This window comes from Streptococcus sp. Marseille-P7376 (genome assembly GCF_902460385.1).
GTDB classification, from domain to species: domain Bacteria; phylum Bacillota; class Bacilli; order Lactobacillales; family Streptococcaceae; genus Streptococcus; species Streptococcus sinensis.
Genome location: NZ_CABPTS010000021.1, coordinates 1 through 10,962, shown reverse-complemented (window position 1 = coordinate 10,962; position 10,962 = coordinate 1). Strand labels below are relative to the sequence as shown.

11 protein-coding genes and 1 pseudogene are annotated in these 10,962 nt (G+C 43.1%); 10 read left to right on the top strand and 2 right to left on the bottom strand.

Annotated features, from left to right (window positions below):
* The first annotated feature begins 158 nt into the window (after positions 1 to 158).
* From FZ952_RS09400 to dnaJ, 10 genes are all read left to right on the top strand, one after another.
* Complete coding sequence (locus tag FZ952_RS09400; protein WP_037615184.1) at positions 159 to 1,031, top strand: mechanosensitive ion channel family protein; 873 nt, start codon at positions 159 to 161, stop codon at positions 1,029 to 1,031.
* A 12-nt stretch (positions 1,032 to 1,043) separates the two neighbouring features.
* Entirely contained in the window at positions 1,044 to 1,658 is a 615-nt protein-coding gene (locus tag FZ952_RS09395; RefSeq protein WP_148881479.1) for a DUF4352 domain-containing protein, read from the top strand.
* A 117-nt stretch (positions 1,659 to 1,775) separates the two neighbouring features.
* On the top strand, positions 1,776 to 2,675 hold the full coding sequence (locus FZ952_RS09390; RefSeq protein ID WP_148881478.1) for a helix-turn-helix transcriptional regulator: 900 nt from the start codon (positions 1,776 to 1,778) through the stop codon (positions 2,673 to 2,675).
* 60 nt (positions 2,676 to 2,735) lie between these two features.
* Complete coding sequence (locus FZ952_RS09385; RefSeq protein WP_148881477.1) at positions 2,736 to 3,350, top strand: GyrI-like domain-containing protein; 615 nt, start codon at positions 2,736 to 2,738, stop codon at positions 3,348 to 3,350.
* 12 nt (positions 3,351 to 3,362) lie between these two features.
* Entirely contained in the window at positions 3,363 to 3,914 is a 552-nt protein-coding gene (locus FZ952_RS09380; RefSeq protein WP_062200616.1) for a ClbS/DfsB family four-helix bundle protein, read from the top strand.
* Between the two features lie 192 nt (positions 3,915 to 4,106).
* A complete protein-coding gene (hrcA, locus tag FZ952_RS09375) occupies positions 4,107 to 5,141 on the top strand; it encodes a heat-inducible transcriptional repressor HrcA (RefSeq protein WP_062200614.1) in 1,035 nt (344 codons plus the stop codon).
* 38 nt (positions 5,142 to 5,179) lie between these two features.
* A complete protein-coding gene (gene grpE / locus FZ952_RS09370; RefSeq protein WP_062200613.1) occupies positions 5,180 to 5,704 on the top strand; it encodes a nucleotide exchange factor GrpE in 525 nt (174 codons plus the stop codon).
* Between the two features lie 380 nt (positions 5,705 to 6,084).
* Positions 6,085 to 7,908 carry a molecular chaperone DnaK gene (gene dnaK, locus FZ952_RS09365; protein ID WP_148881476.1) on the top strand — a complete coding sequence of 608 codons (1,824 nt, stop codon included), beginning with the start codon at positions 6,085 to 6,087 and terminating at the stop codon, positions 7,906 to 7,908.
* Positions 7,909 to 8,212: 304 nt separating this feature from the next.
* Complete coding sequence (locus FZ952_RS09360; protein ID WP_148881475.1) at positions 8,213 to 8,845, top strand: DJ-1/PfpI family protein; 633 nt, start codon at positions 8,213 to 8,215, stop codon at positions 8,843 to 8,845.
* A gap of 269 nt (positions 8,846 to 9,114) precedes the next feature.
* A complete protein-coding gene (dnaJ, locus tag FZ952_RS09355; protein ID WP_148881474.1) occupies positions 9,115 to 10,248 on the top strand; it encodes a molecular chaperone DnaJ in 1,134 nt (377 codons plus the stop codon).
* Positions 10,249 to 10,276: 28 nt separating this feature from the next.
* Here the strand turns inward: dnaJ and FZ952_RS09350 are convergent.
* Positions 10,277 to 10,516, bottom strand: a pseudogene (locus tag FZ952_RS09350) (transposase); the annotation flags it as partial.
* A 271-nt stretch (positions 10,517 to 10,787) separates the two neighbouring features.
* Positions 10,788 to 10,962 (bottom strand): transposase (locus tag FZ952_RS09345; protein ID WP_148880494.1); only part of this gene is annotated, 175 nt, incomplete at its 5' end.

Genomic DNA, 10,962 nt, shown 5'->3' with positions numbered 1-10,962 from the left:
AAGTTTATTGTTAGGGAGTATTTTACCTATGTATTAAAGTATAGATAGGAGAAGTAAGAATAAATGGAATAATGAGGTAAAAAAACTAAGGAACATCCCGTTTCGGCAGAAAAATTTCTTTATGGTATAATGGTACTATCATTACGAGGAGGTGGGCTATGACTAAAACCGGCAATGTATTTACCCGATACTTCCAGCAGTTTGATTGGTCCGGTATTTTAGATGAAATATTCTCGAAGTTAGTTTCTTTAGTATTTTTAATTTTACTTTTTTATATTGCAAAGAAATCACTTCATCTTTTGGTAGCTAAGATTATTGCGCCATCTTTGAAATTATCTCGGCAGGATGAGGCTCGACAAAAGACTATTACGCGCCTGATTGAGAATCTGCTGAATTATGCGCTTTATTTTCTTTTGTTTTATTGGATTTTATCGATTTTGGGTATGCCAGTCTCGAGTCTTTTAGCTGGGGCAGGAATTGCCGGCGTAGCGATTGGGATGGGGGCCCAGGGCTTTCTGTCTGATCTGGTCAATGGCTTCTTTATTCTACTAGAGCGACAGTTGGATGTGGGGGACAATGTCCGCCTGACCAATGGTGCCATCAAGATTGCCGGAACAGTCGTCAGCGTGGGGATTCGGACCACGCAGGTTCGCGATGCGGACGGGACGCTTCACTTTGTGCCCAACCGAAATATCACCGTTGTCAGCAATCTTTCTCGTGGTGATATGCGGGTTCTAATTGATATTCCCATCTATGCAGAGACTGATTTAGACGAGATTTACCGGATTATTGCGGATGTGAATGCGGAAGCTGTTCCAGAGCATCCAGAAATTCTGAAGGAGCCTGATATTTTAGGACCGCAGATGGCTGCGAGTGGCCAGTTTAATTTTCGGGTCAGCCTAGTGGTGGAAGGCGGCATGCAGACCAGTATCTACCACATTTTTTACAGACTTTATCATGAGGCACTGTTAAAAGAAGGAGTGGCTCTGCCGACATTGGCTCCAGTTACAGGAAGTGGTTCAAAAGGTTAGGAGAGAAGAGTGATGAACGAAAATGAAAAACAAGAGATTATAGTGGATGGAAAGGGTTTGATTTACCAGTTAAAGAAGCCGCTTCATAAACAGGCCTTATTCTGGACGACCTTAATATTGGGAATTGTGCTTTTCCTTATGACCATATTTTGTGCGGTCTTGTTCCTTATAACGCTAGGGCTAACTGTTGAAAACGAAGAATTACGAGTAAAACAAAGCCATGATTATAGCTACTCGGCTGAATATAAGTCTTATCGATTGGGAGAGGCGGTTGAATTTCCTGAAGGGCTCAAGATTACAGTAAACTCTGTCCGCTTGGACAAGGATCGCACTTTGGGTGATGAGTCAACAGGAAGTGCTGTTGTCGCCTCAGTGACGGTAGAAAACACGTCTAGCCGACAAATCCTGCTTAGTCCGTATTCATTTAGCTTATATGATCGGGATGATGAGGTTTATATTTTAGATGGCTCCACTTTTGATAACACACAAATCGGCACCAATCTAACCGCAGGAAAAACCATCACATTTGATTTAATATTTGACGGAGAAGATGGCGATGCAGGTCCTTATTCACTCGTATATGAGAATGTGAAATGGTCAAAAGAAAAGTCAAGCAGTGTGAAATGATTTTAAGATAGTTTAATTAAGATGCATCGTGGCATTTCAGAATAGTCATGATGCTTTTTTATAAACATGACATCGCATGGCAAGTATTGTATAATAGGTAGAGAAGATGGAGTGACCATGCAGAATAATAGACTATTTCGGATATTGTACTACATTTTGGAGAGAGAAAAAGTGACTGCAACGGAGCTGGCCGAGAAATTCGAAGTTTCGGTCCGGACCATTTATCGGGATGTAGATTCTCTAAGCAGCGCGGGGATTCCGATTTACACCACGCAAGGAAAGGGTGGCGGTATAGAAATCGCAGAGGACTATGTCTTGCGGAAGTCCTTGCTGACAGCGGAGGAGAAAGAGCAAATCATGGCGGCTCTGCAAGGTCTGAATAGCACCAGTCAGCTTTACCAGAGTGACCTTCTCACAAAACTTTCAGCGCTTTTTCAAGTCAAAAATCCAAATTGGATTGAAGTTGATTTTAATCACTGGCAAAATGATAAAGTGTATGAAGAAACCTTTCATCAATTAAAAACTGCGATTCTAGGCAAGCACCTTGTTTCTTTTTCTTACTTTGCTAGTGATGAGCAGGAAACAAGTCGTCGTGTCAAGCCTGTGCGCTTGTTGTTTAAAAGTCAGAATTGGTATCTTTATGCTTTCTGCCTCTTGCGACAGGAATTCAGGTATTTTAAGTTATCTCGACTGAAAAATCTGGAGCGGCTGGAGGAAAGGTTTGAGGACAGCTTTGAAGATGTCGTCTTGGAAAAAGAACTGACCTATGAAAATACGATTGAGTTAGCAGTCAAGTTTGATCGCAAAGTAGCTTTCAGAGTTTATGACGAAATAAGTGGAGACATTCGGACAGATGCGGAAGGAAATCTGTACACAGAAATAGAAATTCCCGACGACCATCGTCTATATAGTTACATCCTTTCCTTTGGAGACGCTGTGGAGGTCTTAGAGCCGCCCGAAATCCGAGTGAAAATGAAAGAAATGATTCATAAGCTAGCAGAAAAATATAAAACTTGACATAGGGTGTCAGGTATCTTCTTGTATACTAATAGTAAGAAGAGAACAGGAGGCAGCAAGATGAAATATGAATGGAGAAAGAGTGAAAAAGCTCTTTATGGTGCCAAGCAAAAGCCAGAGCTGGTAGAGGTGCCGAGTCAACGGTTCATTTTGATTGAAGGAGAGGGAGATCCCAATGAAGCGGATTTCTCCGAGCGGGTATCTGCCCTTTATTCACTGGCCTATTCGATTAAAATGTTCTTTAAATCCATGATGAAAGATGAGGCGGAGGACGAGGTGACGGATTTTACGGTCCATCCTTTGGAAGGTATCTGGGAAAAAGCTACTGGGGAAGGCTTCGATAAAAGTCAGCTTCGCTATCAGCTCATGATTCAGCAGCCCACTGTCATCACTCAGGACATTTTTGCAGTGGCGCTTGAGAATGTCCGCAAGAAAAAGCCCAATCCCCTCTACGATGCCATCCGTTTACAGAGCTTTCCAGAAGAGCGGGCTATTCAGGTCTTACACATAGGAAGTTATGACAGTGAGCCTGCCTCTTTTGAGAAAATGGACGAGCTAGCAATCAGCTTGGGACTGGAGAGATGCGACCAAGTTCACAGAGAGATTTACTTAAGCAACCAAAATAGGACACCAGAAGAAAAGTTGAAAACTATCTTAAGGTATGCTGTCAGATAGGAGGAATGTAACATGCCGAGACCTGCAACAAAAAACGATTTGCTGGCTGCAGCTACAGAAAATCTCGAAAAACTCAATCTGCTTATTTCGAACATGACAGCGGACGAGTTGGCGAGGCCCTTTGATTTTTCAAAGGATGAGAAAAAGAAAGAAGCCCACTGGAAGCGCGATCGGAACCTGAGGGATATCTTAATCCATCTTTATGAGTGGCACCAACTGCTGCTAAACTGGGTAGAGGCCAATCAAAGAGGAGAAGAGAAGTCCTTCCTGCCTGCTCCCTACAATTGGAGAACCTATGGTGATATGAATGTCGCATTTTGGGAAAAGCACCAGCAGACCTCTCTTGAGGAGGCAAGTTCTTTGCTGGCTAGTTCACATAGAGCTGTCCTAGACCTAGCCGCAACCTTTACGAATGAAGAATTATTTTCTAAAGGAGTTTATAAATGGACGGGCGGAACGACCTTGGGCTCCTATTTTGTCAGCGCAACATCCAGTCACTATGATTGGGCTATGAAAAAGCTTAAAGCTCACCAAAAGAATTGTAAAAGGAATCCTGTCCAATAAAGTTTTCTAGGACTTGAGACTGATTTTTAGCACTCTTGCAAAAAGAGTGCTAATTTTTTGAGTTTTTGTCTTGACTTTCATTTTCAAGAGTGTATAATAGAATCATGGTTTAGCACTCGAGGCATTAGAGTGCTAAATATGAAAAATAAAATCTTGCCAGTGGCTGGAATTTTCTAAAGAGAGGTGAGGTTCTTGGTAACAGAGCGCCAAAATGAGATTTTAAATCTAATCATTGATATCTTTACCAAGACGCAGGAGCCTGTCGGCTCTAAAACCTTGCAAGAGTCTATCCAGTCCTCAAGTGCCACCATCCGTAATGACATGGCGGCCTTGGAAAAGGAAGGTCTGCTGGAAAAGGCCCACACATCGAGTGGCCGTAAGCCCAGTGTCGCTGGTTTCCAGTATTTCGTCCGGCATTCCTTGGCCTTTGATCAGCTGGCGGAAAATGAGCTCTACGAGGTCGTAAAGGCCTTCGACCAAGAGTTCTTCAAGCTGGAAGATATCCTGCAGCGGGCGGCGGATGTCTTAGCCGAGCTGAGTGCTTGCACGGTTGTAGCTCTGGATGTCGAGCCTAGTCGGCAGCGCCTGACAGCTTTTGACATCGTCGTGCTCAGCCAGCATGCAGCCTTAGCTGTCTTTACGCTGGATGAGTCTAATACCCTGACCAGTCAGTTCATGATTCCTAGGAATTTTCTCCAAGAAGACCTACTGCGCTTGAGGGATATGATCCAGGAGCGCTTTCTAGGACAAACGGTTTTGGATATCCACTACAAGATTCGGACGGAAATTCCGCAGATTATCCAGCGCTACTTTACCACGACGGACAATGTCCTCGATCTCTTTGAGCATATTTTTGCTCAGATGTTTGTGGAGAAAGTGGCCCTTGCTGGTAAGGTTCAGCTGTTGCGCTTTGCGGATCTTAAGACTTATCAGTTCTTTGATGACCGGCAGAAGGTCGCCTTCGAAATTCGTGATAGTTTGGCCGAGAATCAGATGCAAAATGTCCGAGTCGCTGATAGTCAAGAGGATAGTCTGGCTAATCTAACTTTGATTTCCAGCAAATTCCTGATTCCCTATCGGGGCTTTGGGATGTTAGCAGTGGTCGGTCCGGTCAATCTGGATTACCAGAAGGTAGTCAGTCAACTCAATGTTGTCAATCGAGTCCTAACTATGAAACTCACAGATTTCTATCGGTATTTGAGTAGCAATCATTATGAGGTGAGTTAAAAATGAAATTACATAAATTCCTAAAAAGGAGGCGAAAAATGTCTGAGGAAATAAAAAACGAAGAAGTAAAAGAAGAGGAAGTGGTAGAAACCGCTGAAGAAGTTGCAGAAACTGCTCCTGAAAAATCAGAATTAGAGCTAGCTAATGAGCGGGCAGAAGATTTTGAAAATAAATATCTCCGTGCTCATGCAGAAATGCAAAACATTCAGCGTCGAGCCAACGAAGAGCGTCAACTCTTGCAACGCTATCGTAGCCAAGATTTAGGGAAAGCTATCTTACCTTCTTTGGATAACTTAGAGCGTGCGCTTGCCGTTGAAGGCTTGACAGACGATGTCAAAAAAGGTCTAGAAATGGTACAAGAAAGCTTGATTCATGCCCTTAAAGAAGAAGGAATTGAAGAAATCGCAGCGGACGGAGCATTTGACCATAACTATCACATGGCCATCCAAACCGTTCCAGCAGATGACGAGCATCCAGCAGATACCATCGCACAAGTCTTCCAAAAAGGCTACAAACTCCATGACCGCATCCTAAGACCAGCAATGGTAGTAGTTTATAACTAGGAGGTAAGTCAGAAATCTGTGATTTCGTTGACGCACCCCCGCAAGGGTGATTAGGCTGGTCACGAGCGTTTGCGAAGTGAACTGCCAACCAGCTATTGCGTATAATTTCGACTTCTCGTGTCGTAACATAAAAAATAAGAACCTTGTCCGAAATGACAATAAACTATGAATGAATGATAAACAATGGTTCAGCTTTACCAATAGTGAGCGAAGCGAACCGAAGGCGATACTCTTCGCCGTGGCGCTATTTGCGCAAACTTTGAGACTTTAGGCTCAAAGTTTAGTCAAAGAGATTGACGAAGCCAAGCTCTGACGGCGTCGCCACTTAAGAAGAGTATCAAAAAGAAAAAAAGAAGATAAATTTTAAGGAGAAAAAACACATGTCTAAAATTATCGGTATTGACTTAGGTACAACAAACTCAGCAGTTGCAGTTCTTGAAGGAACTGAAAGCAAAATCATCGCAAATCCAGAAGGAAACCGCACAACTCCGTCTGTAGTGTCATTCAAAAATGGTGAAATCATCGTTGGTGATGCTGCAAAACGCCAAGCAGTGACAAACCCAGATACAGTGATCTCTATCAAATCTAAGATGGGTACTTCTGAAAAAGTTTCTGCAAACGGTAAAGAATACACTCCACAAGAAATCTCAGCTATGATCCTTCAATACTTGAAAGGTTATGCTGAAGAATACCTTGGTGAAAAAGTAAGCAAAGCGGTTATCACTGTGCCAGCTTACTTTAACGATGCACAACGTCAAGCGACCAAAGACGCTGGTAAAATCGCTGGTCTTGAAGTAGAACGGATTGTCAACGAACCAACAGCTGCAGCTCTTGCTTACGGTTTGGACAAGACTGAAAAAGAAGAAAAAATCTTGGTATTCGACCTTGGTGGTGGTACATTTGACGTCTCTATCCTTGAATTGGGTGATGGTGTCTTCGACGTATTAGCAACTGCAGGGGACAACAAACTCGGTGGTGACGACTTTGACCAAAAGATTATCGACCACTTGGTAGCAGAATTCAAGAAAGAAAATGGTATCGACTTGTCAGCTGACAAGATGGCTGTGCAACGTTTGAAAGATGCAGCTGAAAAAGCTAAGAAAGACCTTTCAGGTGTGACTTCAACACAAATCAGCTTGCCATTTATCACTGCGGGTGCTGCTGGACCTCTTCACTTGGAAATGACTTTGACTCGTGCGAAATTCGATGATTTGACTCGCGACCTTGTAGAGCGTACGAAGATTCCAGTTCGTCGTGCCCTTTCTGATGCAGGTTTGAGCTTGTCAGAAATCGACGAAGTGATTCTTGTTGGTGGTTCAACTCGTATCCCAGCCGTTGTAGAAGCAGTTAAGGCTGAAACTGGTAAAGAACCAAACAAATCAGTGAACCCTGATGAAGTAGTTGCTATGGGTGCTGCGATCCAAGGTGGTGTCATCACTGGTGATGTCAAAGACGTTGTCCTTCTTGATGTAACACCATTGTCACTTGGTATCGAAACAATGGGTGGCGTCTTCACAAAACTCATCGACCGCAATACAACGATTCCAACATCTAAATCTCAAGTCTTCTCAACTGCAGCAGACAACCAACCAGCCGTTGATATCCACGTTCTTCAAGGTGAACGCCCAATGGCAGCGGACAACAAGACTCTTGGACGTTTCCAATTGACAGACATCCCAGCTGCACCTCGTGGAATTCCTCAAATCGAAGTAACATTTGACATCGACAAGAACGGTATCGTGTCTGTTAAGGCCAAAGACCTTGGAACTCAAAAAGAACAAACAATTGTCATCCAATCGAACTCAGGTTTGACAGACGAAGAAATTGACCGCATGATGAAAGATGCAGAAGCAAATGCTGAAGCAGATAAGAAACGTAAGGAAGAAGTAGACCTTCGTAACGAAGTGGACCAAGCTATCTTTGCGACTGAAAAGACAATCAAGGAAACTGAAGGCAAAGGCTTTGATGCAGAACGTGATGCTACCCAAGCTGCCCTTGATGAGCTTAAGAAAGCGCAAGAAGACAATAACTTGGACGACATGAAGGCGAAATTGGAAGCTCTCAACGAAAAAGCTCAAGCATTGGCAGTGAAACTCTACGAACAAGCCGCTGCAGCCCAACAAGCTCAAGCAGGAGCAGAAAGCGCACAAGCAACAGGAAACGCAGGCGATGACGTCGTAGACGGAGAGTTTACGGAGAAGTAAGATGTTGAGGCGTTAAGAAAACGAAAGAAAAATAGGAAGCCATCGCCTTGTGCGATGCACAAAAGATGGCTTATCTTTTTTCTGAAGTTTTTAGCCGAAACTCAATTCAGCTTAACTCGTTAAGAATGACTACTCACTAAAGTGATTGCCATTCTACGGCAATCGCTATGGCGACTTGCCTAAACGCCTTACTAGTTCAAAAACAAAGTATAACCGACTTTGTTTTTGAACGTCGTAATGATAGGAAGAAATCCAGAGGTTGCAGCCCAGCCTCTGTTTTTCGGTAAACTAGAGGGAAATGCTTATGAAGAAAGTACTCTGTTTAATTTATCCTAATTTTTCGCTTTATGAAGTAATAGGTTTGACCAGTACTTTAGCTCTATCTTTGGGTGTTGAGATTGATTATGCGGGCTCAGATAGAAGTGTTATAACGTCGGAAGATGGATTAGCCTGTCAACCTACTAGAACACTGGATGAAGTAGTCATCGAAGGCTATTCTTGTGTCATTTTGCCAGGAATGACAAATATTGCTCCTGCTTTGCATGATGAAAAATTGATTTCTTTCCTAAGAAGTTTGAAGCAGCAAGAGATTTTAATTGCAGCTATTTCATCAGCGCCGATTTTATTGGCAAAAGCTGGTTTGTTGAAGGACACTAAATTTACTGGTGGGATTTGGCAAAACTTCTTTGACTATTTTGAATTTCTTCCTAGGAAAAATTTCAAAGCTCAAGTTGTTCTACAAGATAAAAACATCATTACAGCTGTTGGCTTTGCACATCAAGAGTTTGCAAGAAAAATTCTTCTAAGTTTAGGTTTGGTAGATAATGCTGACAACTATTTTAAAGAACGGAATCAGTATTCGGAAGAGGACTTGATATTTACTCTATCGGACGAAGAGTTTGATGAAGTGAAGCGGAGTATAGACAACACCCTCTAAAGATTTAGCTATAAATTACAGAAAGGAACAAAGAGTGTTCATGGATTGAACCCGAGTTCCAAAATTTCTTATATAATATAAAAGAAAGGAATTGAACCCGACCTAAATCGTGGTTCAATTCGTAACATCAATAGAAAGGAACATGGGTGTTCACAACTGAACACGGGCTACGGACAGTGCCAAAAAGATAGTTTTTTCTAGGACGCAAGCGTCCGTCGTCAAAACTCCTAGATGGCTATGTCCGTTTGACGCCCTTTGTATCTTGAATCATGAACAATACAGAATTTTACGACCGTTTAGGTGTCTCTAAGAATGCTTCTCAGGATGAGATTAAGAGAGCCTATCGGAAATTATCTAAAAAGTACCACCCCGACATTAATAAGGAAGCTGGGGCGGAGGAAAAGTATAAAGAAGTCCAAGAGGCTTATGAAACGCTGAGTGATGAGCAAAAGCGGGCAGCCTACGACCAATATGGTGCTGCGGGTGCCAATGGTGGCTTTGGCGGTGGTGCAGGCGGCTTCGGTGGCTTTGATGGCTCCGGCTTTGGTGGCTTCGAAGACATCTTCTCTAGCTTCTTTGGTGGCGGTGCTTCGCGTAATCCTAATGCTCCGCGCCAAGGGGACGATCTTCAGTATCGTGTGAATCTCCGCTTTGAAGAAGCCATTTTCGGGGCTGAGAAGGAAATCAAGTATAACCGTGAAGCGACTTGTCATACCTGTGCTGGGTCTGGTGCCAAGCCAGGGACTAGTCCTGTTACCTGTGGCCGCTGTCATGGCTCAGGTGTCATCAATGTCGATACCCAGACACCGCTTGGCATGATGCGTCGCCAAGTGACCTGTGATGTCTGTCACGGCCGAGGAAAAGAAATCAAAAGTCCTTGTGAAACCTGTCACGGTACGGGGCATGAAAAGCAAGCTCATAGCGTCAAGGTGAAAATTCCTGCTGGTGTGGAAACTGGTCAGCAGGTCCGTCTGTCTGGCCAAGGTGAAGCTGGCTTTAATGGCGGTCCATATGGTGACCTCTATGTTGTGGTTCAAGTTGAGCCGAGCGACAAGTTTGAGCGAGATGGCTCTACTATTTACTACAAGCTCAATCTCAACTTTGTCCAAGCAGCTCTTGGTGACAGTGTGGATATTCCAACTGTTCACGGGGATGTTGAACTGAATATTCCAGAAGGAACTCAGACTGGCAAGCGTTTCCGTCTGCGTGGGAAGGGAGCACCAAGTTTGCGTGGCGGTAGCATGGGTGACCAGTATGTTACTGTCAATGTTGTGACACCGACTGGCCTCAACGACCGTCAAAAAGCAGCCCTCAAAGAATTTGCCGCAGCTGGAAATATCAAGGTTAATCCCAAGAAAAAAGGTTTCTTTGACAAGATGAAAGATGCCTTTGAAGGAGAATAATACCTCAATGTCAACTGTAGTGGGTGACTTATAATGAAGCACGAGAGAGAGTCAGATTGGTTCTCTCTTTTGTGATGTTCAAAGCGATGAGAATTTTAGCTTTGAAGTTTCGAAATCCAAAAGAGTTACGCTTGATAACCTTGATGGGTTTGTTGATTGCCTCCAACTTGGCGTTGGAATAAGGGGATTCAAAGGCATTAGTAATGTAAGCCTTGTATTTGAGAAAGATTTTCAAGACAGCTTTAAAGGCTGGATTGACAGCAGGTAGGGGCTTGATCATCCAGTTTATCTTGTAGACGATACGGGTTTGACATTATAAGACGAATAAAATTTTGATGTTTTTATCTTTCAATCTGATTGAATCTGTGGAATTGAAAGGTGTTACATATGAGTCTTTCTAATGAGTTGTTTGAGCGCTTTTCATTATAAGTCATAGGGGACTTTTTTGGTAAACAGAAAAAACTCCACAATGAGTCTGAGACAAAATAGTTCTCAGTCACAAAAAAGCTAGAGATTCCCAATTATGGAACTCTAGCTTTTTAAATTTGAACCGTTCTCTTATTGTATTTAAGGAGATTATTGGCCATGAGCACTAAACCCATGTCAATTTTCACCTGACGCTTGCCTCTTAGGTTACATCTCTTGTAACCCAAATAAGCCTTTATCTGCCCAAAGACAGGTTCCACATCAATCTTACGTTGATCGAAAATCTGT

Coding starts and splice junctions, on each gene's coding strand:
- FZ952_RS09390 (WP_148881478.1), top strand. CDS start 1,776: ATGCAGAATAATAGACTATTTCGGATATTGTACTACATTTTGGAGAGA.
- FZ952_RS09385 (WP_148881477.1), top strand. CDS start 2,736: ATGAAATATGAATGGAGAAAGAGTGAAAAAGCTCTTTATGGTGCCAAG.
- FZ952_RS09380 (WP_062200616.1), top strand. CDS start 3,363: ATGCCGAGACCTGCAACAAAAAACGATTTGCTGGCTGCAGCTACAGAA.
- FZ952_RS09400 (WP_037615184.1), top strand. CDS start 159: ATGACTAAAACCGGCAATGTATTTACCCGATACTTCCAGCAGTTTGAT.
- FZ952_RS09360 (WP_148881475.1), top strand. CDS start 8,213: ATGAAGAAAGTACTCTGTTTAATTTATCCTAATTTTTCGCTTTATGAA.
- dnaK (WP_148881476.1), top strand. CDS start 6,085: ATGTCTAAAATTATCGGTATTGACTTAGGTACAACAAACTCAGCAGTT.
- dnaJ (WP_148881474.1), top strand. CDS start 9,115: ATGAACAATACAGAATTTTACGACCGTTTAGGTGTCTCTAAGAATGCT.
- grpE (WP_062200613.1), top strand. CDS start 5,180: ATGTCTGAGGAAATAAAAAACGAAGAAGTAAAAGAAGAGGAAGTGGTA.
- FZ952_RS09395 (WP_148881479.1), top strand. CDS start 1,044: ATGAACGAAAATGAAAAACAAGAGATTATAGTGGATGGAAAGGGTTTG.